This window comes from Ruegeria sp. BC2 (genome assembly GCF_056539245.1).
This window is the reverse complement of record NZ_JBQFUQ010000001.1, coordinates 1,164,779-1,189,262: the sequence shown is the minus strand read 5'-3', so window position 1 is coordinate 1,189,262 and position 24,484 is coordinate 1,164,779. Positions and strand designations below refer to the sequence as shown.

The following is a 24,484-nucleotide window of genomic DNA, read 5'->3' as shown; positions in this document are numbered from 1 at the left end:
CAGAGCTTTCTCAAAACGGCCCGTCTTCCAGGACGCCATCGGCACTCATCTGTGCATAAAGCAAACCCTCGCGCAGCCCACGATCCGCCACAGAGAGGCGGTCGGTCGGCCAGCAGCGCAACAGCGCCTGCAAGATGGCAGATCCGGACATGATCAGGGCCTGCCGGTCCTCGCCGATGCGCGGATCGCGACGGCGGCCTTGAGGGCCAAGCTCCAGATAGCCGCGAATGACCTTGTCAATCTGATCGCTGGTCATGCGTAGGCCGTCCACCTTGGTCCGGTCATAGCGCTTCAGGCCCAGATGAGAGGCAGCGACGGTTGTGACGGTGCCACTGGTGCCAACGATCTGAAACCCCTCGCGGGCCTGTTCGTCCTTATAGGGCGCAAAATCTGCAAGGTTTTCTTCAAAAAACCAACTCATCAGGGCAAAGCGGGCAGCATCGTCTTCGACATCGTGGAACTGATCGCGCAGTGTGGCAACGCCCAGTGGAACGCTGATCCAGTCCACCACCTTGGCGGCGGGAAAAGGACTGTCGACCGTGTGAAACCCGTTGTGCAGCCGCATGATCGCCGTTGAACGGTCGCGTCGCGGAACCGAGGACAGGTCGATCCAGACCAGCTCGGTCGAGCCGCCGCCGATATCCACGACCAGCAACTGCTCGGTCTTGGTGCTGACCAGCGGAGCACAGGAAATGACCGCCAGACGGGCTTCTTCCTCGGGTTGGATGATTTCAAGGGTCAGGCCGGTCTCACGCTTTACCTGACGTATGAAGTCGCGTGAGTTTCGGGCGCGGCGGCAGGCTTCGGTCGCCACCAGCCGCATGCGCTTGACCTTGTTGCGCTTCAGCTTCTGCTGGCAAATGCGCAAGGCTTGAATTGTGCGCGCCATGGAGGACCGCGACAGCCGTCCGGTCCTTTCAAGCCCCGAGCCCAGTTGCACGGACTTCGAGAAGCTGTCCACCACATGGAACCCGCTGCCCTTGGGCTGGGCGATCAACATGCGGCAGCTATTTGTTCCCAGATCCAGCGCAGCATACAGGGCGTCTGGATCGGGTCTTGCCGGCGCGGGGCTTTCGACCACCTTCGGGAACGCGCCCGCACCTTTGGGACGCTTGGGCGCCATCGTCACGCCCTCCGATTTTCGAGTTACCCCGACCTTAGGTCGCGGGCGCGCGTCGTGCAAGACGCTCATTAAAGTCATGAGGATTTTGATGGACCCCGAGACTGGAGAAACCGGTGCAGGGCCTGTATCCCGAATTGCAAAACGTCGCTGGAAAAGCCCCGGGTGTCGAAATCCGACCGACCCGGCCCCACATAGCCGTTTAGAACCGGACCATCTGGTTAGGAGGAATCAAGAGCAATGCCTGACGTCACCATCGTTTACTGGCGCGACATCCCCGCTCAGGTCATCGTGGGCAAGGGCCGCCGTGGCGCAAAGCGACAGTTGGATATGCGGTTCGAGCAAGCCATCGACCGCGCCGCCATGAAGGTGAACGCCAAGGACAGTGATGCCTATCTGGCCGAGTGGCGCAAAGCCGAGCCGTTCGAGGTTGAGGGTGACCCGACCGAGATCGCCGAGGCTGAAGCGCTACGCCTGGAAACGGAATACGATCAGGACCGCATAAAGGCCCTGATCGCAAATGACGGTTGGGCATGAGCCCCAGATCTTTATGGGAGGCCGCAATGGCTTTGCTGAACTTCAAGAAACGTGATGCGGCCGATAAGGCCCCGGTGAACCCGACCGTCGAAGCCTTTCTGAAAGGGTATTCGATCGAGGTGATGCCGCGCACCGCCGAGAAGGTCGAGGATTTCCGAGATCTGCTGCCCGAGGGCACGCGCGTCTACATCGCGCATATCGAGGGCACCCCGATCGAGGACATGGTGCGCACGGCCAAGCGGATCGCGGCCGAGGGTTATCCGGTCATGCCGCATTTCCCGGCGCGGATCATCAAGGACGTGGCGACGCTGGAAAACTGGATCGCCATGTATCAGGGCGAGGCCGGCGTCGATCAGGCGTTGCTGCTGGCCGGAGGCGTGGCCAAGCCGCATGGCGAGTTCGACAGCTCGATGCAGTTGCTGGAAACGGGCCTGTTCGACAAGGCGGGCTTCAAGCGTCTGCACGTCGCAGGTCACCCCGAGGGCAACAAGGACATCGACCCGGACGGCTCGACCAAGAATGTGGACGAGGCGTTGCGTTGGAAGCAGAAATTCAGCGAAACCACCGACGCCGAAATGGCGCTGGCCACCCAGTTTGCCTTTGACGCCAAGCCGATCATCGCATGGGCCGACGGCCTGAAGGCGGCCGGGATCGACCTGCCGATCCACATCGGCATCGCCGGTCCGGCCAAGCTGCAGACGCTGATCAAGTTCGCGATCGCCTGCGGTGTGGGCCCGTCACTGAAGGTGCTGCAGAAGCGCGCCATGGACGTGTCCAAGCTGCTGCTGCCCTACGAGCCGACCGACGTGATCACCGCGCTGGCCGAACACAAGGCGGCCAACCCCGACTTCAACATCACCAACGTGCACTTCTTCCCGCTTGGCGGCATCAAGACCAATGCCAACTGGGCCATCGAAAACGGCGGCGCCTCGGCGAAGCCTGTAAACGCTTAAGGACCGGACATGACCCGTACAGTCGTAGAATCAAAGACCAAAACCGCGATCATCGGCTTCGATCAGCCGTTCTGCGTGATTGGCGAGCGGATCAACCCCACCGGCCGCAAGAAGTTGGCCGCCGAGTTGGAAGCGGGCGATTTCTCGACCGTCGAGCAGGACGCGCTGGCGCAGGTCGCGGCCGGGGCGACCGTGCTCGATATCAACGCAGGCGTGGTCTACAACTCGAACCCCAACCCGAACGAGACCGAACCGCCGCTGATGCGACAGATCGTCGAGCTGGTGCAGGGTCTGGTCGACGTGCCGCTGTGCATCGACAGCTCGGTTCCGGGTGCGTTGGAGGCCGGGCTGGAGGCCGCCGAAGGCCGCCCGCTGCTGAACTCGGTCACCGGTGAGGAGGACCGCCTCGAACTGGTGCTGCCGCTGGTCAAGAAATACAACGTGCCGGTCGTTGCTATTTCGAACGACGACACGGGCATTTCCGAAGACCCCGACGTGCGCTTTGAGGTGGCCAAGAAGATCGTCCAGCGCGCCGCCGACTATGGCATTCCGGCCCACGACATCGTTGTGGACCCGCTGGTGATGCCGATTGGCGCGATGGCTACCGCCGGCCAGCAGGTCTTTGCCCTGGTGCGCCGCCTGCGCGAGGAGCTGGGCGTGAACACCACCTGCGGCGCGTCGAACATCTCGTTCGGTCTGCCGAACCGTCACGGCATCAACAACGCCTTCCTGCCGATGGCGATGGGCGCGGGCATGACCTCGGCCATCATGAACCCGGTGGCGTTGCCGGTGACGCAGAAGAAGATCGCCGAGAAAAAGGTCGAGGTTGCAGCGGCGGGCATCATCCTGCCCGACGGCATGGACGACGAAACCTTCGTTCAGATGTTCGGTCTGGGCTCGACCAAGCCGCGCGCCGGCAAGGAGATGGAGGCCATTCGCGCCGCCAACCTGCTGACCAACAACGACCCGCATGGCGGCGAGTGGATCAAGTTCAACAAACCGGCCGATGCTGCAGGCGCCGAAGGCGAGAGCGCACGCGGCCGCCGGGGCGGTGCCCGACGTCGCCGGGCCTGAGTAGGCTGCTTTGTCAACGGGCCGGGCAATCTGCCCGGCCTTTTTGTTTGCCGCGCTGATCGAAGCATCTTGAACTCTGCGAAGGACGGGTGATATTCAGCACCGAGCGGCGGGTATGATGTAATGGTAGCCTGTCAGCTTCCCAAGCTGAACGCGCGGGTTCGATTCCCGCTACCCGCTCCAAGCACTTTGATATTGGCCCGCTTGAAGCTCAAAAGCTGAGCTGGACTCGGACTATTTCGCGCCAAAATCCTGCCACAAAAAAAGCCAAAATGAACGAATTCTCGCGTTAAACGGGAAATCCTTTTCGTTTGTGGGGAGGTTTGCCAGATACGGGCTCGATACGATTTGAACTGACGGGGGAACCCTCGTTCCTGTGCGAAATTCGCACATTAATGAGTACAAACTGGAGTTCAAATCATGTCGAAGGCAATTCGTAGTCTATTTATTCGTCTGCGCCGTGACGAGCGTGGCGCCACTCTTGTCGAATACGGTATCGCACTGTTCATCGCGATCGCTGTTGGCGGGACCCTGCTGACCGGTCTGGGCGGCACAACCAACACCAACTTCAATGACGCCAACACGGCTGCAACACGGCCGTAATCCTGCTGTTTTGGCCTTAAAAGCAACTGGTTTTCCGCCGCGGAGAGGGCGGGAAGCCAGAACCAGTCCAGTCACAGCATTCGGTGTCCCGCGTGACGCAGTTTGGGCCTAGGACTGGCCCCACGTTTTCAGAATGACCGGCCCGGCTATTTGGAGGGACCTATGCGATTGAAATCCTTGATGATGACTATTCTTGGCGTGGGTCTGGCGGGTGGCGCCGTGATGATCGCGCAGGAGCAGCTGAGACGCAGCCAGGCCGCCGCTGATCCGACAATCGTTCGCGTGGTCGCCGCAGCAGAAGAGATCCCGTTCGGATCTCCGATTGAAGGTCACAAGTTGACCGCCATCGACTGGCCGGCGGATTCCGTGCCGGCAGGTGTGTTTACAAGTTTCGAAGATGTTCTGCCCACAGCAGGTGTCGACCCGCGACGCGCCAAGCGCGCGTTGGCGCAGGGTGAAATCCTGTTGGCGTCAAAGGTTTCTGACTTCGGTGAGAAGGTCACCATCGTTCAGACCTTGGGCGAGAACAATCGTGCAATGGCCATCAATGTGGATGCGCAGACCGGTGTTGGCGGGTTCGTCACACCAGGTGACTTTGTTGATATCGTGCTGACGCAGGGCAAGAACGAGTCGCTGCGGGCGGTGACGATCCTGCAAAACATCCGTGTCATTGGGGTTGATCAGACGGCTGATGAAGATGTCGACCAGCCCGGGATTGCCCGAACGGTGACTGTCGAAGTCACGCCGGACCAGGGACAGCGGTTGGCATTGGCTCAGAAGGCCGGGCAACTCAGCCTGTCACTGCGGTCCCTGCAAATCCAGGAAGACAAGCCGTTGGAGGCCATCCGCCTCAGCGACATTCTGCTTGAAAAGTCGCCGGTTGCAGAGGGCGCGCCCAAGCCGATCGTGAAGGTGCGTCGGGGTACCACGGACGTCCAGGAAGTTCCTGTTGCCGGCAACCCCTCGAATGCAACCGTGTCCAACTGATCGCTCGCGAGGTCTGTTCATGCCCACGTTGCGCAACATAAAGGACGACGAACAGGGGACCATTCTGGTTTTCGTCGGAATTTGCATGACCGTGATCGTTGGCATGGCGGCGTTGACCTTTGATCTTGGGCGACTGGCTTCTACGCAGACCGACCTGCAGGCTTATACCGATCACGTGGCTCTGGCCGCCGCCGGAGAACTGGATGGCGGCAGTGACGCGATCACACGCGCCACGGCTGCAGCAGCCGGAATGATCGAAGACTCCCAGTTCTTTGCCGAGGGCAGCCAAGATCTGGGGACGGCCGCAGATTATTCGCTGCGGTTTCTGTCGGGACTGCCCGATCCTGCCGCCGATCCGGATGACAATGATCCAGTCGATGGGTTTGTGACGACCGATCCCGCTCTTGCCGTTCTGGTTGAGGTGACCGCGACCCCTAGAACCGTTTTCCTTCCGTTCGGTCGGGCGCTCGCTGACTTGTTGGGCGTGACTCGCCCGGATGAGGATGTCGAGGCTGTCGCGATTGCGGGTTACACCCAATATGCCTGTGATGTGACGCCGTTGATGTTCTGCATCCCTTCCGGCTGGACAGCGAATGCGAACAAAGGGTCAACCATCAAGTTGCGCACTGGAGGTAACGGTGCCGCTTGGGGGCCGGGGAATTTTGGTTTCCTCGACCCGACGGACATCGGCATAAACCCCAACGGTCCTTGCGCGGGGCAGACCGGATCAAAACTCTATATCTGCCTGATCGCGGCGCATGGAAACCTGACGCAATGCGTGTCTCAGCGCGGTGTTGATACCGAGCCCGGTCAGCGCAATGGCATTGGCAGCGCAATCTACAATTCACGGTTCGATATTTTCCACTCGACGATGAGCAACCTCAAGAATGATGAAGACTATGCGCCCGGACCGCAGGTCATCGCGGGCTGGGAAAACTCTGGCGGAAGCTGTCTGAAGAACAATCCCGAGGTTTCGACCGACTCGATGCCGTTTCCGCCCGACGATTGCTTCGCCGCCGGCACCTGCGCGCATGGCGGCCGTTTTGGAAACGGTGTCTGGACCTCCGGCAAAGCGGCTTATTTGGACATGAACTATGGCGACGGTCCGGCCAATGATCTGACGCCGCACCCGCTGGGTAACCCGACGGGTAACACGCGATACGAAATGTATCTCGACGAGATCACCAGGGCTGGTACGGGTGATGTGCTGTTTGGGCGCAGCGAGTCCGGCCGCCCGCAATGCGCGAGCACAACGCTGGACGACCCTGACCGCCGCACATTTATCGCAGCCGCCATAAACTGCGGTGCCAATCCGGTCGCGGGACGCGCGGAGAACGTTCCGGTGCAGGAGTTTGTAAAGGTTTTCCTGATCCAGCCGCTCGAAGAATCCTCGGGGACTGATTTTGACATCTATGTCGAGGTGGTCGAGCAGGTCGGCGGTGGAGTCGGTGGCAGCAGCGATGATGGAATCTTTCGCGATGTCGTGAGGTTGTATCGATGATTCGGCTCGTTCGGCATATCCGACGGTTGCGGTCGTGCGAGGCCGGCGCCCCGATGGTCGAGTTCGGGATCGTACTTCCGTTGATCCTGCTGTTCTTTGCCGTGATCATCGAAGGTGGGCGTATCACCTGGATTCATCAGGCAACATCGGCCGGGGTGCGCGATGCCTCGCGTATGATCGCGCGGATCGCACCGTTGGACTTGTGCGCAGCGGGCGGAGTCGGCAGCTATGACGCTCTGGCCACGGACATCGTCCAAAACCAGTTGGGCGGTTCGTCGATCATGCCGCATGGCACAACCGTTATCGACGTCACGCCGCGCTGTATCTCGCGGGCTGGCGTGTACCGGATCAATCCGACTTCGGTGGTCGAGGTCACGGCTCAGATCCGGATTGAGTACCTGTTTGGAAACGTTTTTAGCCTTTTCGGGGCAGCGCTGGGGCCTCTCGACACCGAAATCTCGGATCAGAGCCGGGTGTTTGGGGTATGACCGGTAACCTGCATATGGCGCGCGCTTTCTGGCGGCGTGAAAACGGATCGGCCCTGGTCGAGCTGGGCATGGTCGTTCCGTTGTTCCTGGTGCTCGTGTTTGGAATCCTCGAGTACGGACGGCTCTACTGGTCCACGACGATGGCGCAGAAAGCGATGCAAAAAGCCTCTCGGCTTGCCACGGTCGGGCCGCCACTGTGTGGCGCAATGCCAAACACGCACACGCTGGCCGGTGGCGCCCCCGCAACAACCAAGTTCGGCGCGCTGTGCCGCAGCGGCAGCATCTGCGCCACTCCGAACCTGCCGGCGCCGTGTCAGCTTGACGCATCAAGCGCCTATGGCAGCCGGATCTGGGACGAGATCGAAATGCTGCTGCCACCCGGAGCCACCGCGGCAAATGTGCAAATCACCTATTCGCACGATCCTCGTCTTGGTTTTCTTGGTGGACCCTATACGCCGGTGGTTACAGCCGAACTGGTAAACCTGGACTACGATTTCGCGCTGCCAATTGGGCCTCTGGTCGCCCTTGCCGCAGGCAACCCTGCCATATCCGCCAGCAGCCCCAACACCATTTCAATCCCAACGATGAGCACATCCGTCCCGGCCGAGGATCTTGCCATCGGTGCCGTTGAGTAAGGAGAAGAGTCATGAGTGCCAAGCAGATTTCAGTGCTGTTGATTTCACCGGACGAAGAGATTTTCGCGGCAATCGAAACCTCGTTGGAGGGGCTGAGCAATTGCCGCTTTACGGGCCGCAAGGACACTGTCGCGCGGGTCAACGGGACGGCTGTTGCCTTGTCAGCGCGTCATGACGTGGTTCTGTTCGATGTGGATGACAGTTCGCCAGAGCTGCTGCAGACCGCACAGCAGATTTGTGATGCGCGCATGCCCAATGCGATCATTATCGCCCTGGCGTCTGAAGATCTGCCGCTTGAGAAGGCCCGACAGCTCAAAAAGCTTGGAGTTGATGACGTGCTGCCGCGCAATGCAATCCATGAGGAGATCATTCCGCAGGTGGATGCGATCCGTGCCCGGCGGCAGGCGCAGCTTCCCGCCGTTTGGGGTGGACAAGCCACACTTGGCAAGTTGATCGCGGTTGGCAAATCTCGCGGTGGCGTCGGATCGTCCTTGGTTGCCGCCAATATGGCGAACGAGCTTCAATCCAAGGCCGGCTTCCTGAAAAAGACGGCGTCGAACTCGGTTGCACTGGTGGATCTGGACTTTCAGTTCGGCTCGATTGCTGCCTTGATGGATGTCGCCGAAAGCGACGCGATGTGGCGCATGGCCATGGAAGGCAGCATTCCCGACAGTGCCTTTTTGGAACAGGCGATGGTCAAGTCGCCCTGCGGGGTCGATATCCTGGCGGCTCCGTCGCGCTATGGTCCGTTGACTGCAATCAAGGAAGAGCAGATTTCGGCCATTCTGGATTCCCTCAAACGTACCCATGACTACGTCGTGGTAGATTTGCCGCGGGCGCTGGTGGAATGGATTACGCCCGTCCTGACGCAAGCGGACCGTCTATATTTGGTGACGGACGTTGCCGTTCCGTCCGTTCGCTCGGCCCGCAAGCTGATGGATTTCTACCAAGCGGAAAATCCAGCACTGGAAATTCAACTGGTCGCCAACCTTGAAAAGAAACCCATCATTCCGGCGGCGCACCACAGAGCGGCGGCAAAACTCCTTGAAAAGGACTTTGCATTTTGGGTGCCTCGCGACGAGCGCACAGTACGCGAGTCGGTCGATCGGGGCGTGCCGTTGGAAGATGTTTCATCCCGCGCACCGATGACACGCGCAATCCGAAAGCTGGCACACGAGACATGCCTGTCTTTGCCGCCTCGGGTCGGCCAGCACTGAGGCAGAGTGTTTCGGAATAGTTAAATATTTGCAGAAGGTTAAGTAGATGTTTCGAGAATTCGACCGACCAGGCCAGGAAAAACCGGACGCTTCGAAAGTTGTGCCGTTGGACACCAAGCAGTTTGCTCAGATCGGCAAGCCGGTTCATGGCTCCGGCGATGACCTCGTATTGATGCATGACATCCAGAACGATCGGATAGATCTCAAGGCACGACTGCATAACTCGTTGCTGGACAAGCTGAACCTCGCCGTTATCGAAAAGGTCGAGGAAGAAACACTGCGGGGCGAAATTGGGCGACATGTCACCGAACTGCTGCGCGCCGAAGGCCGTGCGATGCGCAGCGAGGAGGTCAAGCAGCTTGTCGAAGAGCTGATGCACGAGGTGCTTGGCTTGGGCCCGCTGGAACCGTTGTTGGCCGACCCCACGATCAACGATATCCTCGTGAACGGCCACACGCAGATTTTTGTCGAGCGCTCGGGCATCCTCGAAAAGACATCGGCACGTTTCCGTGACGAACGTCATCTGCTGCGGATCATCGACAAGATCGTCAGCCGGATCGGTCGCCGTATTGATGAACGGCAACCGTGGGTGGATGCGCGGTTGGAAGATGGCAGCCGCGTCAACGCGATCATTCGGCCCTGCGCACTGGACGGGCCGGCGCTTTCCATTCGAAAATTCTCGCGGGTTCCGCTGACGATGGAACGCCTGATCAAAAACGAGGCCTTGAACGAAAGCGCGGCCAAACTGCTGCGGGGATTGGTTGAAGCCAAGATGAACGTGCTGATCTCGGGCGGAACCGGATCGGGCAAGACCACGATGCTGAATGCATTGTCGTCGTATATCAGCCCTCGGGAGCGGATCGTCACGATTGAAGACGCGGCCGAACTTCAGCTTCAGCAGGAACATGTCTTGCGCATGGAAACGCGGCCTGCTGGCCTCGACGGTACTGGCGCCGTTGCCCAACGAGACCTTGTGCGAAACGCGCTGCGGATGCGTCCGGATCGGATCATCATCGGCGAGGTGCGCGGCTCCGAAGCATTCGATATGTTGCAGGCGATGAATACCGGCCATGACGGGTCGATGACGACGGTACACGCCAACAGCCCACGCGATGCACTTTCCCGGGTCGAGCAGATGGTGCAAATGGGCGGGCTGGAGCTGCCGCATGCAGCAATCCGCGCGACTATCGCTTCGGCAATTCACTTTGTTCTGCAATTGAACCGCCTGTCTGATGGTACCCGCCGTGTCACCTCGATTGCCGAGATCACCGGCATGGAGGGCGATATCGTGACCATGCAGGACATCTTCGTCTTCAAACGTGAAGGCAAGGACGAGGCCGGCAACATCCTCGGGCGCTTCATGCCGACCGGTATCCGACCGAAATCCAGCGATGCGCTGGCGGCGGCGGGTGTCGACCTGTCATCGATCAAGTTCAACTGAGGGACCCAGCCATGTTGGAAGATCTCAGATCCTTCTTTTCGACGCACAGCATAGACTCGTTGATCGGACCAGAGATGGAAGTGGGCGGTTACGATGTCCGCTTTGTTCTGTCACTCTTGATATTTCTCGGCGCCCTGATTGCTTTCGAAGGGGTCCGTCAGCTTTTGAAGCGCGGAGAAAACCGGGAAGAGGCGATAAACCGGCGCATCCAGATGCTGAACCAGGGAAAGACTGGCGAGGACGTTCTGGAATTGCTCAAACCGCGGGAGAGCAAACCACTCATGAAGTCGTTTCCGCTGGTCGGCGACTTGCCGGGTGCCCTTGCGGCATCGGGCCTGCACATGGTGCCGGAAATGTTCCTGTTGGGATGTGGGGGTGCTTTTCTGGTTTCGGCGATCGGAGGCTCACTGGTGGCCAACCCACTGACGGTCATACCTGTAAGCGCTGTGTGCTTCCTGTTGGCCCCGTTGGTCTACCTTGGCGCCAACCTCAGACGGCGCAAGGCCGCGCTGATCAAGCAATTGCCGGATGCGTTGGACCTGATGTCGCGTGGGTTGAAGGTCGGACATCCGTTGAACACGACCTTGCAGAGCGTGGCAAACGAAATGCCCGATCCGATCGGAACTGAATTCGGTCTGGTCGTCGACCAAGTCGCTTATGGGGAGGAGTTGACGACCGCCATTCGCAACATGGCAGACCGGGTAGATGAAGAGGATATCCAGTACCTCTCGGTCGCGCTGACGATGCAGCATGGCACTGGTGGCGATCTGGCCGGCATTCTGCGGACATTGGCGCGCGTCATCCGTGCCCGCATGTCTCTGCGGCGCAAGATCAAGGCCATTTCTGCCGAGGGTCGGATGACCGCCTATATCCTGTCGTTCATTCCTGTCGGGATTGCCCTCGTGATGACGGTCATGACGCCGGACTATTATGGAAGCGTGGTGCAATACCCGATTTTCTGGCCCGTCATGAGCGTCATATCAGCGGCCATCGTTCTGAACGCCATCGTTTTGTTCAAGCTTGTCAATTTCCGGATCTGAGGGAGGGTTGTCGAAATGGAAATCGTGAACTCGCTACTCGACACTGGTCTTTTTTCCCAACTCATGATCCTGGGCGTTGTTGCCGCCGGCGCGATCGTTGCATTCTTTGGGATATCATCGTCGCTCGGTGATCGGTCTACAGCAGCCGAACGGATGCTGCCCAAACGAACAAGGGGCCAGAGCCTTGCACGTCTTGTGCCGGAAAAGGTGGAGGGCGATACACCGACCGGGCTGAGCGCCGCACTTATCCCCAGCGATGCAAGTGTCAGGTTCGAAGTTGGCCAAGTGCTTGCGCGCTCAGGGTTTCGCGGCCGGAATGCAATCGCCAATTTCTATCTGATCCGTTTGGGCTTGGCGACGTTTCTGCCGCTTGTCTTTCTTGTCCTCATGTCTTGGCAGCCTGCGTCCAGTATCGGCGCCACGATCAACGATTATGTGTCTGGTCTGAATTCATTTCAGATCTTGCGGAACCTTGGCATCCTCTGCGGCATCGGGTTCTTCATCCCCCAGCTTTGGATGAGCGCTCGGATCAAGGAGCGTAAACGTCGGATGGAGAATGCGTTCCCGAACATGCTGGACTTGCTCCAGATTGGGATCGAGGCGGGAATGGGCTTTGACCAGGCGCTTCTCAAAGTTGCAGTGGAAATGCAGACTGTATCGCCCGAAATGTCCGAGGAAATTCTGATTGCACTGAGCGAGATTCAAGCCGGGCGCGACCGTGAAGTCGCGTTGATGAGAATGGCGCGCCGGACGGGCATCGACGAAATGAGTTCGTTCGTGAGCGTCGTCCTCCAGTCGTCCCGGTTCGGCGTCCCGTTGTCGGCCGCCTTGACTACGTATTCCGAAGAAATGCGCGAACTGAGAGAGCTTCGCGCGCAGGAGAAAGCCAACAAGTTGCCGGTGCAGATGTCCGCGGTCATGGCGAGCCTGATGTTGCCCTCGATCGCGGGGCTGATCCTTGCACCGATCATCATTCGATACGTCGAAACCTTCGTGAAATGACGCTGTTTTTGTGGGTGCGGCGCGCCCGGGTCCGCACCAGGTCAACTGTACGTCCCCGACTTGGGCCGCGCTCTTTCAGGCGCTGTAAAGCAGCATCGACCAGCCGGCCAGGATCAGGCCGGAAAGGCCTATGGCAATCCCAAGAGGAAACTCGCGTCCGCTGAGCGTTGCTGCAAGCTTTCCTGTCGGTTGTCGAACGAACAGGCGCAGCAGGGTCAAACTGGTCAGTCCAAACGCCATCGCGGCAGATAGTAGCAGCATGTATGTCGAAAGGGCTTGGGTCGGTATCGCCAAAAAGACCACTGGTAGCATTTTGGCGTCTCCGCCCCCAAGCCAACCGGCGGCGAAAAGGGCAAAACATATCCCAAAGCAAAGCCCGGCGGCGATCAATCGCAATCCAACTTCATGCAAACCGAGGGCAGGGGACCCGACCAGAAACAAGGCAACCCCTATCAGGCAGTACAGGTTCGGTATCCGGTATTCGGTTAGGTCCGTCCACGCCACCGCCACAAACAACGGCACCATCAACCACAGAGGTGCCCAATTATGCCAAGGCAGATCAATCATCATGCGCGTGCCTGATTGTGTCTGCCGTGCAAGGCTTCGCGTTCTTCGATCGAAACCAGCCGTCTGGCCAACATGTGGAAGTTCTCCATTCCTGTCTTGCCGTAGATATGCTTGAGATGCGTTCTCACAGTCGCGGGACCAATCTCGAGCTCGGATCCAATGGACTGTTGCGACAGTCCCCGGGAAATCAGAACGCAGACCCGCCATTCGGCCCGTGTCAGGCCCGCTGGGTTTTCGAGGCTCATCAGCGGCGCGTCATTCACCGCCCTTTGGATGGTCGTTACGGATTGGCGGGAAATTGCTTCGGTAATCAGACCGGCGCGTCTGTTGCGGTAGATTTCGGAAATTTCGGGTGCGACTGTCTCTATCGCTTCGCGCCAGCCGGGTTCGAGACCTTTGGCGAAATGCAGCTCCAGAAAATCGATTTCGCAGCCTTGGTTGTCGAGACAGACAAACAGAATATCGTGCAACTTTCGGTGCGAGATCCAGTCCAGAACAACGGCAGAAAACTCGTTTACGGGTTTCCCGTGATCCTTGAGGCTGAAAACGACGCCTTTCTTTGGCTTGCTTGCAAACGGACCAATCACGTCATTCGTGAAGGAAAGAAAAAGCGGCCGACTTATTGTCGTGTCACGGATATCTGCGCGCGCAGCTACTCGGCTGCCAACTTTATTGAGCCAGACACGGCTGAGGGTACCGCAATCGGCTCCAAACGCGTTGACAACTTCGGTCAACGCAGCGTCCAGAACCACTCCGCCCTGGCTCCATTGAATGAAATTGATCAATGCGCGTGTGTGTTGCGTGTTCGGTAGCCACGCACCTGCACGGCCCATCCCCCTGTCCATATAGCACCAACTGGTAAACGTCTTACTCACTAAAGCGAGCCGGTTCAGCGGCTTCTGTCGATTTGAATTACTCTGCCCAATACATTCATATTTTACGATTTTTACGCAAAAATCACCAAGAATCTTATTAAGTTTCCGGATGGTGAGAAAAACACTGGCAAAAACGCAGACAATTAGGCTCAAAAGGCTGCAAAGAGTTGACGATCGGAAACAATACCGGTCAGCGGGTATGATTGGCCAAGGGCGACACGATCTGGTGTATCAGGAGGGCTTGCGGGCCTGAAAGACGTTGATGACCGCCGGGATGCCAAACCCATCTGCCGTTTGAAAACTCGAAAACTCCTCAGCTACGGCGCTTTGGATTTTTCGTTCGTCGGCCTCATCGCCTTCAAAATGCGCTATCACGCGCGCGGCCGGCCCGACCCGGGTGCATAGCTCGGCGGTGGCCTCCACCGATCCAAGCCCCGGCAGTCGGAGGCTTACAGGGTTGGCGAAGATGTCATCCAAACCTGCCGTTGCCATCATCCCGGTCACATGATCGATGTCATGAAAGGCCAGTGGCCCGGGTGCGTAGCGTCCATATTTTGGAGGGTGGCCCAGATGCGCTGTGGCGGCCATGTGGGGAATCCTGAACCAGGGATTGTCGGCCAGCGGCCCCCACGCGGCAAAGGTCATCCGTCCGCCGGGGACCAGAGCTTTTGCGATGTTGGCGAACGCCGCAACCGAATCCTGAAAGAACATGACACCGAAGCGCGATATCGCAGCGTCGAACGCACCCTCGGGGAACGGGGCGACCTGAGCGTCGACGCATTGGAAATCGACGTTTTCAACACCCGCGGACAAGGCCCTTTCCCGCGCTCGGTTTAGGAACGGCTCAGAAATGTCGCCGCCAAGAACATGACCCTGCGGTCCGACACGCTGGGCGGCCGCGATGGTGCTGGCGCCGGTCCCGCAGCCGATGTCCAGCACGCGCATTCCGGGTTCCAGTTCGGCCTGTTCCAGAACGAGGTCCAGAACCGGGGCCAGCATGTGGTCCAGTTTGTCCTCAAAAGTCAGCCACTTGGTGCCGGACTCGGAGTTGCCCCAGTATTCAGCCTGATCTTCGTTTGCTGTTTGCATGGGGGTCCTCCGCAGTTTTCCGGACTATGCCTTTCTGCGGCGACGGCGGCCAGTTTTTTCCGCATCGCCTCCGGTGTTGAAGGACGGGGCGGGCAGGGTGACGATCTTGGCCAGTTCCGGGAACTGGTCGGTCTTGTGCGGGATCGCGTTGGCGGCCACGAAATGCTCCTGAAATTTCGGCTCGATCGCGGTTTCGACCTTGGTGATCTCGCGCACCACGCGTTCGATCTCGGCCCGGGCAGCGATGTTGCACAACGCGATGCGCGCGCCGGTACCGGCGGCGTTGCCGGCGCTTTGGACCTTGTTCAGCGGCGCGTCGGGGATCATGCCCAGAACCATCGCGTGTTTGGTCGAGATATGGGCACCGAACGCTCCGGCCAGCACCACGCGATCGACCTTGTCCACGCCCATCTCGTCCATCAGCAGCCGCGCCCCGGCATAGAGCGCGGATTTCGCCAGCTGGATCGCCCGGATGTCGCCTTGGGTCACGGTGATGCGCGGGCCGCCCTCGGCGCTGGCGTCATGGATCAGGTAGGAATGAGTGCGTCCCTCGGGGATGCAGCGGCTGCTGCCGGTCTGTTCGGCCGAGCCGATCAGGCCGCTCTCGTCCAGCAGGCCGGCCATGCGCATTTCGGCCACCGCCTCGATGATGCCCGACCCGCAGATGCCGGTGATGCCGGTGGTGGCGATGTCGGCCTCGAACCCGTCTTCGTCCGACCACTTGTCCGAGCCGATCACCCGGAACCGGGGTTCCTTGGTCACGGGGTCGATTTGAATGCGCTCGATCGCGCCGGGCGCGGCACGCTGGCCCGAGCTGATCTGCGCACCTTCGAAAGCCGGTCCGGTGGGCGAGGAACAAGCCAGCACGCGGGTCGTGTTGCCCAGCAGAATCTCGGCATTGGTGCCGACGTCCACGATCAAAACCAAGTCCTGCGACTTGCCCGGCTCTTCGCTTAGCGCCACGGCGGCGCAGTCGGCCCCCACATGGCCCGCGATGCAGGGCAGGATGTAGACCTGCGCGCGGGGGTTCATCGTGGTCATATCCATCTCGCGCGCGGGCAGCGACACGCTTTCCGACGTGGCCAGCGCAAACGGCGCCTGGCCCAGTTCGACCGGGTCCAGACCCAACAGCAGGTGGTGCATCACCGGGTTGCAGACGAACACGGTTTCCACGATCAGGGCCGGGTCGATCCCGGCCTCCTCAGCGATCGAGGTGACCAGATCGTTGATCGCCTCACGCACGGCCCGGGTCATTTCCTGATCACCGCCGGGGTTCATCATCGCGTACGAGACGCGGCTCATGAGATCCTCGCCGAACCGGATCTGTGGGTTCATCAGGCCGGAGGAGGCCTTGACCTCGCCGGTGTCCAGATCGGTAAGATGCGCGGCGATGGTGGTCGAACCGAGGTCGATGGCCAGCCCGTACAGCCCGTTTTCGTGCAGGCCGGGCCAGATTTCGACGATGCGCGCCACGCTGTCCTTGTGGCCCTTGTGCAGGGCGACCGTGACTTCCCACTTGCCCTTGCGCAGGGTCGGCTGCAGTTTCGACAGAAGCGAATGGTCGGCGGTGACGGCGTCGATCTGCCACTGCTCGCGCAGGGCGCGCTCCAGCCGTTCCAGATCGCCGGTGGGCGAGTGCATGTCGGGTTCTTCGACCACCACGAAATAGAGGCGCGTGGCCGGGTCCATGGTGATGGCGCGCGCGGCGGCGGCCTTGCGCACAACCTGGCGGTGAACCTGGCTTTCGGGCGGGACGTCGATCACCACGTCGCCTTGAACGGTGGCCTGACAGCCCAACCGACGGCCTGGTTTCAACCCGCGCTTGTCGTCATAGCGCTGCTCGACCGCGTTCCATTCGCTCAGCGCGTCTTCGCGGACCGTGACGCCGTGTTTGGGAAACTCGCCATAGCTGGGCGTGATCTGGCATTTCGAGCAGATCCCGCGCCCACCGCAGACCGAATCCAGATCGACCCCCAGTTGCCGGGCCGCCGTCAGGATCGGAGTGCCAACGGGGAAATGTCCGCGTTTGCCCGAAGGGGTAAAGACGACAAGGGGATCGGTGGTCATGACGGATGCCTTTTTGGTGTTCGCGCGTATGGCGGCAAGATATGGGTTTCGCGGCAAAGGGAAAGGCCAATCCGCGGCAGGTTTTGCGCGGCTTGCGTCGTTTTCCGCGCCATCGCGGCGGTTTGTGGGCGAACAAGTTGGGGCAGGGGCTTTTCCTTTGGTCGAAACCATGCAATAGGGTCACCGCCAAACGGGGTTTTGCATGGGGTTAGCAGATGCAGATTCGTGAGGCACTCACCTTTGATGACGTTCTTTTGGTTCCGGCGGCCTCGTCGGTGCTGCCGGCAACGGCGGACACGTCCACGCGCGTGACGCGCGCGATCACCATGAACATACCGCTGCTCAGCTCGGCCATGGACACGGTGACCGAGGCGCGGATGGCCATCGCAATGGCGCAGGCCGGGGGCATCGGGGTCATCCACAAGAACCTGACCGTCGAGGAGCAGTCGCGTGAGGTGCGCCGGGTCAAACGCTTCGAATCCGGCATCGTCTACAACCCCGTCACCCTGCGCGCCGATCAAACGCTGGCCGATGCCAAGGCCCTGGTTGAACGCTACAACTTCACGGGGTTCCCGGTGGTGGATGACGAAGGCCGCGTCGTGGGCATCGTGACCAACCGCGACATGCGTTTTGCCACGTCGGACGACCAGCCGATCCGTGCGATGATGACCACGGATAATCTGGCGATGCTGCAGGAGCCGGCCGACCTGGAAGAGGCAAAGAGCCTGATGAAGGCTCGCCGGATTGAAAAGCTGCTGGTCGTCGACGGATCGGGCAAACTGACCGGTCTGCTGACCTTGAAGGATACGGAACAAGCGGTGCTGAACCCCACGGCCTGCAAAGACCATCTGGGTCGGCTGCGGGTTGCGGCGGCCACGTCGGTTGGCGATGCCGGCTTTGAACGATCCGAGCAATTGGTCGACTCTGGCGTCGACATCATCGTGGTCGACACGGCGCACGGCCATTCCCAAGGGGTGCTGGACGCGGTGAAGCGGATCAAGGCCCTGTCGAACGAAGTGCAGATCATCGCGGGCAACGTCGCAACGGGCGACGCAACCAAGGCCCTGATCGACGCTGGCGCCGATGCGGTCAAGGTCGGGATCGGGCCGGGCTCGATCTGCACCACGCGCATGGTGGCCGGTGTCGGCGTGCCCCAGTTGACGGCAATCATGGATTGCTCGGCTGCGGCTGGCGACGTGCCGGTCATCGCCGATGGTGGTATCAAGTTCTCGGGCGATTTCGCCAAGGCCATCGCGGCGGGCGCGTCCTGCGCCATGGTTGGCTCGATGATCGCCGGCACCGACGAAAGCCCGGGCGAGGTGATCCTGTATCAGGGCCGCTCTTTCAAATCCTATCGCGGCATGGGCAGCCTGGGCGCGATGGCGCGCGGCTCGGCCGATCGCTATTTCCAGAAAGACGCCGCGAATGACAAGTTGGTGCCCGAGGGGATCGAGGGACAGGTGCCCTACAAGGGCTCGGCCAGCGCCGTCGTTCATCAACTGGTCGGCGGTCTGCGTGCGGCCATGGGCTATACCGGCTGCGCGACTGTTGATGAAATGCGCCGCAATTGTCAGTTCGTGAAGATCACCGGAGCGGGTCTGAAGGAAAGCCACGTGCATGACGTGCAGATCACACGCGAAAGCCCCAACTACCGCGTGATGTGATGGTTTCCGTCGAACTCAGGACCTCGACATGACCCCAGGCGCGCGCGTTCAGGCCGCTATCGAAATCCTAGACGATTTTCTGGGCGGAACTCCCGCCGAGAAAGCGTTGACGGGTTGGGCGCGGCGCAGCCGTTTTGCGGGATCGAAGGACAGGGCGGCGATCCGCGACCATGTCTTTGACGCGCTTCGGCATCTTCGGTCTTTCGCTGCGATCGGCGGTGCAAGGACCGGGCGAGGCCTGATGTTGGGCGCTCTGCGGTCCCGGGGCCAGGACCCGGTCGATCTGTTCAACGGAGTTGGTCACGCCCCAGACCCCGTCACGGCGGACGAGGTCGGACGTCCATTCGAAACGGAAGCCGAACAGTTTGACATACCCGAGTGGCTTTGGCCGGTGTTCGAGCGGTCGCTTGGTGAAAGTGCCAGAGAGGCCGCCGCCGCGCTGCAATCACGCGCTCCGGTTCACCTGCGGGTCAATCTGGCCCGCACGAGTTTGCAAGAGGCGGTGGATGCACTGTCGCGGGAAGGGATTTCCACTGCGCCTCACCCGGCCTGCGAGACAGCGCTTGAAGTTGTCGAAGGTGCCCGGAAGATTTCGCAATCCCAAAGCTATCGTGACGGCTTGGTCGAGTTGCAGGATGCGGCGAGCCAGGCTGTCGTTGCTGCATTGAACCTAAGACCCGGCATGAGGGTTCTGGACTATTGTGCCGGGGGTGGCGGTAAGGCGCTGGCCATGGCCGCCTCTGGCGGTGTCGAAGTCTTCGCCCATGACGCCAACCCCGGACGCATGCGTGACCTTCCTGACAGAGCGCATCGGGCGGGAGCGCGTATTACAATCCTGTCTACAGATGACCTGGAAAAACACCGCCCGTTTGACGTGGTGCTGACTGACGCCCCCTGTTCAGGGAGCGGCTCGTGGCGGCGCGCACCTGCGGGCAAATGGGCGTTGACGCCCGAGCAATTGACCCAGTTGCCTCAGACACAATTGTCCATTCTGGACGCAGCCGCACCCCTCGTCTGTGATGACGGTGTATTGGCCTACGCCACCTGTTCGATGCTGGATGTCGAAAACAGAGGCGTCATAGACACGTTCCTGTCGTCGCATCCGGAATGGCAATGCACGTTCAGCCGATTGTGGCAGGTTGTACACGGCACCGACGGCTTCTATTCCGCCCACTTGACGCGACGCTGATACACTGAAAACAACTTAAAGGAGAATATCCGCTGGATTCCTTAAGCGGATATTAACTCTTTGTGCCACGATATGCCGTGGATTGATTTTGAATCGAGTTGTTGATGACCGAAGTCGCTCAATTTACGCCAAGCTTGACCGGGCGACACTTTCCCAGCTGGTCGCGGGCCATTTCTCTGGTCGGTGTCGCGCTTTTGTTGGTCATTCTCGCACAGCTCTTTCCGATCTCACCCCAGTTGGTTTCTGGCCTGCTGGCGGTCGGAGGGTCTTTTCTGGCCGTTGGCGCGTTTGTTCTGTTGCGCGGATGGTTCTCGTACCGCGTTGACAAACAGGCGCAAACCATTCTCGCGTCGTTTCTGGAAAAAGAGCCCGCTCCGGGTTTCATCACGGATGCCAACGGGCGGGTGCTGATCGTGAACTCCGCAGCGCGGGACAGGTTCAACGCCTCGACAGGCGCAAGGCTGGACATGTGTTTGCGGTCCGTTTTCGCCAATCCTGCGGCAATACTGGTTCGGATGCAGTCATTGGCGCAAGTCCAAGGGCGCGCAGCAGAAGACATCGTGACAAAGGGCACGACAATTCCAGTTCTGGCGATCGACCTTGGCGATGATCTGTACCTGTGGCGGATCAAGGCCTCGGGTCGGCAACCTTGGGCGTATGCTTCGCTTCCAATCGTGACGCTCGGGCGAAATGACGTGGTCCTGAACATGAATGCCGCCGCCGAGGCGATGCTCCGAGGCAGCGAGGTTGGCGCGGCCGAGGCTCTGACGCCGGAGGTCATATCCGGTGAAACGGTTCTGCGCCTGCCTGCTCAAGAAGGTTCGCGGCGGGTATTCTTGTGCGAGGTTCAAAAAACCAGCGCGGGCCGGGATATAGCGCTGGTTTTGCTTGACGACGCGCCTGCAGATCAGTGGACCACGACCTTCGCCGACGTCCCGGTGCCCATGATGCACCTCGCTCCGGGCGGTGAGATTCTGGATGCCAATCGATTGGCGCGCAAGCTGATCGGTGATGTTGAACTTGGTCAGACCAATATCGACACGATTCTGAGCGGATTGGGGCATCCCTTGCGGGACTGGCTGCTTCAGGTCGCCGCGTGCGATGGGCCACCACGTTCCGAATTCCTGCGGCTGGGTGGAAAGGACCGAGAGGTCTTCGTGCAACTGACCTTGACCCGCATCGTCAAGAACGGTGAGGTGCGCCTTGTTGCCGTGCTGAACGACGCGACCGAACTTAAGACGCTGGAGGCTCAGTTCGTCCAGGGGCAAAAGATGCAGGCGGTCGGGCAGCTGGCGGGCGGCGTGGCGCATGATTTCAACAACCTGCTGACAGCCATTTCCGGACATTGCGACCTGCTGCTGCTGCGCCATGATCAAAATGATCCGAACTACGGCGATCTCGTCCAGATAAACCAGAATGCCAACCGGGCCGCTGCGTTGGTCAGCCAGTTGCTGGCCTTTTCCCGAAAACAGACTCTGCGACCCGAAGTACTGGATCTGCGCGATACCATTTCCGACCTGATCCACTTGTTGAACCGCCTCGTGGGCGAGAAGGTCAAGCTGATCCTCAGTCATGATCCGGTTCTCAAGCCCGTTCGCGCAGACAAGAGGCAGCTGGAACAGGTCATCATGAACCTCGTGGTGAACGCGCGCGATGCCTTGCCCGACGGCGGAGAAATACGTATCGAAACCGAGGTGTTTTCTGTGACCGAGCCGCTGATGCGGGACAGGGCGACCGTTCCGGTGGGTGAGTATGTTTCGGTCAAGGTCATCGACAGTGGCGTCGGTATTCCGTCAGACAAGCTGCAGAAGATTTTCGAACCCTTCTACACGACCAAACGGACAGGCGAGGGGACCGGGCTGGGTTTGTCGACGGTCTATGGCATCGTCAAGCAAACCGGCGGCTTCATCTTCGTGGACAGCACCGAAGGGCGTGGGACCGAGTTCAACGTCATGCTGCCGGTCTGCTTGGCACGGGACCCCGAGGTTGCGATCGAACCGCCGGCACAACCGGAACCGAACGCGCATCAAGGCGAAGGTGTCGTTTTGCTGGTCGAGGACGAGGCGCCGGTACGCGCCTTTGCCACCCGTGCCTTGCGCCTCAAGGGCTATACCGTCTTTGAGGCGGGCTCGGCCGAGGACGCGTTGCGCATTCTTGAGGATCAGAACTTGCACGTCGACGTTTTCGTCACGGACGTGGTCATGCCCGGAATGGATGGTCCAACCTGGGTTGCCAAGGCGCTGGAAAGCCGGCCCGATGTGCGGGTGGTCTTCATGTCGGGCTATACCGAAGGCGCGTTTGGGGATGCTGGGCCTGAGATCAGACACTCGACCTTCCTGCCCAAGCCTTTTTCACTGACACAATTGACCGAGGCGGTGTTTCAAAACCTCAACTAACGCGCCTGCTGATGCAGACGAAACTCGGCGGCATGAGCCTTGCGGAATGTATCCATGGTCTGGTCCGAAAGTATCAGTTCCCGCTTGGGCGATACATTTTCGCGGGTCAGATCGATCCGGGCGTTCAGTCGATCTTGAAGGAAGTTCAGAATCTCGTCCTGGTGTTCGTAGCGAAAGATATGCGAAGCACCGGCGCCGTTGCTGCGGGTCCGGAAGAATTCAGTTTGGCTGCCGACATCGGCAAACGCGGGACGGGGCGACTGCATATAGGCTTGGACAAACTTGTCGAAAGACATGCCGTCGGTCGAATGCGGGTGGCCCGTCAATTCGGTACGCGTCCTGTACCGGTACCAGCTGCCCAGCCAATCAACGGGTTCGCGCACGACGGCCATGATTTCCATTTCCGTGTCGTACATCTTGCGGAAAATGTTCTGGAAGAAACGGTCGTAGCGACGCACCGGCGCATGTTTCAGATCCGGTGGACCCGACACCACGATATCCGCCCGATCCCGCAACGCGACCTGATAGGCGGTGCTTCCGGTTTTGGGCAGGGACAAAAGCGCAAGGCGTTCCTTGAAGAAGATCAGCATTTCATGTCTTTCCTGCGCCGAAGGCTGTCGTGCCACATGATTGTCCGCCCCGGCAGCCAAGGTCAATTGCTTCCGCACAAAATCGCCAGCCTGCGCAAGCAAAGTTTCATTGAAAAGACAGAGCCTTGGGCATGATTGAGCAGTTTCGAGATCAGAGTAAACGACTTTTTAACCTCTTCATCGAATGGTAAGGAATGAAAGTTTTTGTTGAAATGTTCTCTTTTTGATCTCATAAGGAACAAGAGGCGAACAAAGCAGCGATTGCCGCCCGGTGATGGGTGTGACAAAAGGGAAGGCGACAGGACAATGGCGGATCTTCTGACAATGAACGACAAGAAAAACCCCGACAAGCAAAAGGCGCTGGACAGCGCGTTGGCGCAGATCGAGCGGCAGTTCGGCAAGGGCTCGATCATGAAACTGGGCGATGGTGCCCGGCAGGAGATCGAAGCCAGTTCAACCGGGTCGCTTGGGCTGGATATTGCCCTTGGCATTGGCGGACTTCCGATGGGTCGGATTGTCGAAATCTACGGCCCGGAAAGCTCGGGCAAGACGACCCTGACCCTGCATTGTATCGCCGAGCAGCAGAAACGCGGCGGCGTCTGTGCATTCGTCGATGCGGAACATGCGCTGGACCCGCAATACGCCCGCAAGCTGGGGGTGGATCTGGATGAACTGCTGATCTCGCAGCCCGACACGGGTGAGCAGGCGCTGGAAATCACTGATACGCTGGTGCGTTCCGGGGCGGTCAACATGGTCGTTGTGGACTCGGTGGCGGCGCTGACGCCGAAATCCGAGCTGGAAGGCGACATGGGCGACAGCAATGTGGGTGTGCAGGCCCGGCTGATGAGCCAGGCGATGCGCAAGCTGACCGGCTCGATCGCCCGCAGCAACTGCATGGTGATTTTCATCAACCAGATCCGCATGAAAATCGGAGTCATGTTCGGAAGCCCGGAAACCACGACCGGGGGCAACGCCCTGAAATTCTACAGCTCGGTCCGCCTGGACATCCGCCGCATCGGCGCGATCAAAGACCGCGATGAGGTGGTCGGCAACCAGACCCGCGTGAAGGTGGTCAAGAACAAAGTGGCCCCGCCGTTCAAGCAGGTGGAATTCGACATCATGTATGGTGAGGGCATCAGCAAGATGGGCGAACTGCTGGATCTTGGCGTCAAAGCCGGAGTGGTCGAAAAGTCCGGCTCGTGGTTCAGCTATGGGGATGAGCGGATCGGGCAGGGGCGTGAAAACGCCAAGCAATACCTGCGGGACAACAGTCGGGTTGCGCTGGAAATCGAGGATAAGATCCGTGCCGCGCACGGGCTTGATTTCGACATGCCGCCTGCGGCGGATGCGGATGATATCCTCGAAGCCTGATCGGAAGATCCGAGAGAACACTGGCAAGGTGAGCCTTCGGGTTCACCTTGTTTCGTTTGCGGTGCAGCAATCCTGTGG

Annotated in this window: 22 protein-coding genes and 1 tRNA gene; 17 read left to right on the top strand and 6 right to left on the bottom strand. The window is 59.8% G+C overall.

The window, feature by feature from the left end:
* Window positions 1-10: 10 nt before the first annotated feature.
* A complete protein-coding gene (locus ACR0CU_RS05860) occupies window positions 11-1,123 on the bottom strand; it encodes a Ppx/GppA phosphatase family protein (RefSeq protein WP_093962132.1) in 1,113 nt (370 codons plus the stop codon).
* A gap of 237 nt (window positions 1,124-1,360) precedes the next feature.
* Here ACR0CU_RS05860 and ACR0CU_RS05855 point away from each other — a divergent pair, with 237 nt between their 5' ends.
* From ACR0CU_RS05855 to ACR0CU_RS05795, 13 genes are all read left to right on the top strand, one after another.
* Window positions 1,361-1,657 carry a virulence factor gene (locus tag ACR0CU_RS05855; protein ID WP_170359170.1) on the top strand — a complete coding sequence of 99 codons (297 nt, stop codon included), beginning with the start codon at window positions 1,361-1,363 and terminating at the stop codon, window positions 1,655-1,657.
* Between the two features lie 26 nt (window positions 1,658-1,683).
* A complete protein-coding gene (locus ACR0CU_RS05850) occupies window positions 1,684-2,610 on the top strand; it encodes a methylenetetrahydrofolate reductase (protein ID WP_170446076.1) in 927 nt (308 codons plus the stop codon).
* Between the two features lie 9 nt (window positions 2,611-2,619).
* Window positions 2,620-3,684, top strand: a complete 1,065-nt coding sequence (locus ACR0CU_RS05845) for a methyltetrahydrofolate cobalamin methyltransferase (protein ID WP_170370496.1) — start codon at window positions 2,620-2,622, stop codon at window positions 3,682-3,684.
* A gap of 109 nt (window positions 3,685-3,793) precedes the next feature.
* Window positions 3,794-3,867: transfer RNA gene (locus ACR0CU_RS05840), tRNA-Gly, on the top strand.
* Between the two features lie 237 nt (window positions 3,868-4,104).
* Complete coding sequence (locus ACR0CU_RS05835; RefSeq protein ID WP_093962121.1) at window positions 4,105-4,287, top strand: Flp family type IVb pilin; 183 nt, start codon at window positions 4,105-4,107, stop codon at window positions 4,285-4,287.
* A gap of 162 nt (window positions 4,288-4,449) precedes the next feature.
* Window positions 4,450-5,274, top strand: coding sequence for a Flp pilus assembly protein CpaB (gene cpaB / locus ACR0CU_RS05830; RefSeq protein WP_170367139.1), 825 nt, complete (start codon window positions 4,450-4,452; stop codon window positions 5,272-5,274).
* Window positions 5,255-6,775, top strand: a complete 1,521-nt coding sequence (locus tag ACR0CU_RS05825) for a pilus assembly protein TadG-related protein (protein ID WP_480642629.1) — start codon at window positions 5,255-5,257, stop codon at window positions 6,773-6,775. The genes cpaB and ACR0CU_RS05825 overlap by 20 nt, the downstream gene beginning before the upstream one ends.
* A complete protein-coding gene (locus ACR0CU_RS05820; protein WP_480642627.1) occupies window positions 6,772-7,263 on the top strand; it encodes a TadE/TadG family type IV pilus assembly protein in 492 nt (163 codons plus the stop codon). The genes ACR0CU_RS05825 and ACR0CU_RS05820 overlap by 4 nt, the downstream gene beginning before the upstream one ends.
* The gene (locus tag ACR0CU_RS05815) at window positions 7,260-7,898 is read left to right on the top strand and encodes a TadE/TadG family type IV pilus assembly protein (RefSeq protein WP_170580483.1); all 639 of its coding nucleotides are present in this window, start codon (window positions 7,260-7,262) and stop codon (window positions 7,896-7,898) included. The genes ACR0CU_RS05820 and ACR0CU_RS05815 overlap by 4 nt, the downstream gene beginning before the upstream one ends.
* Before the next feature lie 11 nt (window positions 7,899-7,909).
* Entirely contained in the window at window positions 7,910-9,115 is a 1,206-nt protein-coding gene (locus tag ACR0CU_RS05810; RefSeq protein WP_093962116.1) for a CpaE/TadZ family protein, read from the top strand.
* Between the two features lie 46 nt (window positions 9,116-9,161).
* Window positions 9,162-10,556: a TadA family conjugal transfer-associated ATPase gene (locus tag ACR0CU_RS05805; RefSeq protein ID WP_170338532.1), complete on the top strand. Its 1,395-nt coding sequence runs from the start codon at window positions 9,162-9,164 to the stop codon at window positions 10,554-10,556.
* Between the two features lie 11 nt (window positions 10,557-10,567).
* The gene (locus tag ACR0CU_RS05800; RefSeq protein WP_170359187.1) at window positions 10,568-11,596 is read left to right on the top strand and encodes a type II secretion system F family protein; all 1,029 of its coding nucleotides are present in this window, start codon (window positions 10,568-10,570) and stop codon (window positions 11,594-11,596) included.
* Window positions 11,597-11,611: 15 nt separating this feature from the next.
* Window positions 11,612-12,598 (top strand): type II secretion system F family protein, encoded by a 987-nt coding sequence (locus tag ACR0CU_RS05795; protein ID WP_170359189.1) that lies wholly within the window; start codon window positions 11,612-11,614, stop codon window positions 12,596-12,598.
* Window positions 12,599-12,673: 75 nt separating this feature from the next.
* On the opposite strand, the gene ACR0CU_RS05790 is transcribed toward ACR0CU_RS05795, so the two are convergent.
* From ACR0CU_RS05790 to ACR0CU_RS05775, 4 genes are all read right to left on the bottom strand, one after another.
* Window positions 12,674-13,168, bottom strand: coding sequence for an A24 family peptidase (locus ACR0CU_RS05790; protein ID WP_170339082.1), 495 nt, complete (start codon window positions 13,166-13,168; stop codon window positions 12,674-12,676).
* A complete protein-coding gene (locus ACR0CU_RS05785) occupies window positions 13,165-14,193 on the bottom strand; it encodes a helix-turn-helix transcriptional regulator (RefSeq protein ID WP_170446070.1) in 1,029 nt (342 codons plus the stop codon). The genes ACR0CU_RS05790 and ACR0CU_RS05785 overlap by 4 nt, the downstream gene beginning before the upstream one ends.
* Window positions 14,194-14,271: 78 nt before the next feature.
* Window positions 14,272-15,129 carry a class I SAM-dependent methyltransferase gene (locus ACR0CU_RS05780; RefSeq protein ID WP_170446067.1) on the bottom strand — a complete coding sequence of 286 codons (858 nt, stop codon included), beginning with the start codon at window positions 15,127-15,129 and terminating at the stop codon, window positions 14,272-14,274.
* A gap of 24 nt (window positions 15,130-15,153) precedes the next feature.
* Window positions 15,154-17,196: an ASKHA domain-containing protein gene (locus tag ACR0CU_RS05775; protein WP_170446064.1), complete on the bottom strand. Its 2,043-nt coding sequence runs from the start codon at window positions 17,194-17,196 to the stop codon at window positions 15,154-15,156.
* A 215-nt stretch (window positions 17,197-17,411) separates the two neighbouring features.
* Here ACR0CU_RS05775 and guaB point away from each other — a divergent pair, with 215 nt between their 5' ends.
* The 3 genes from guaB to ACR0CU_RS05760 all read left to right on the top strand — a co-directional run bounded on the left by guaB (window position 17,412) and on the right by ACR0CU_RS05760 (window position 22,445).
* Window positions 17,412-18,860, top strand: coding sequence for an IMP dehydrogenase (guaB, locus tag ACR0CU_RS05770; protein ID WP_170403026.1), 1,449 nt, complete (start codon window positions 17,412-17,414; stop codon window positions 18,858-18,860).
* A gap of 28 nt (window positions 18,861-18,888) precedes the next feature.
* Complete coding sequence (locus ACR0CU_RS05765) at window positions 18,889-20,049, top strand: RsmB/NOP family class I SAM-dependent RNA methyltransferase (RefSeq protein ID WP_480642623.1); 1,161 nt, start codon at window positions 18,889-18,891, stop codon at window positions 20,047-20,049.
* A 104-nt stretch (window positions 20,050-20,153) separates the two neighbouring features.
* Window positions 20,154-22,445 (top strand): ATP-binding protein, encoded by a 2,292-nt coding sequence (locus ACR0CU_RS05760; RefSeq protein ID WP_480642621.1) that lies wholly within the window; start codon window positions 20,154-20,156, stop codon window positions 22,443-22,445.
* On the opposite strand, the gene ACR0CU_RS05755 is transcribed toward ACR0CU_RS05760, so the two are convergent.
* Window positions 22,442-23,035 (bottom strand): sulfotransferase family 2 domain-containing protein, encoded by a 594-nt coding sequence (locus ACR0CU_RS05755; protein WP_170446054.1) that lies wholly within the window; start codon window positions 23,033-23,035, stop codon window positions 22,442-22,444. The two genes, ACR0CU_RS05760 and ACR0CU_RS05755, sit on opposite strands and share 4 nt — an antisense overlap.
* 306 nt (window positions 23,036-23,341) lie before the next feature.
* Here ACR0CU_RS05755 and recA point away from each other — a divergent pair, with 306 nt between their 5' ends.
* On the top strand, window positions 23,342-24,406 hold the full coding sequence (gene recA / locus ACR0CU_RS05750) for a recombinase RecA (protein WP_170446051.1): 1,065 nt from the start codon (window positions 23,342-23,344) through the stop codon (window positions 24,404-24,406).
* The last annotated feature ends 78 nt before the right edge of the window (window positions 24,407-24,484 follow it).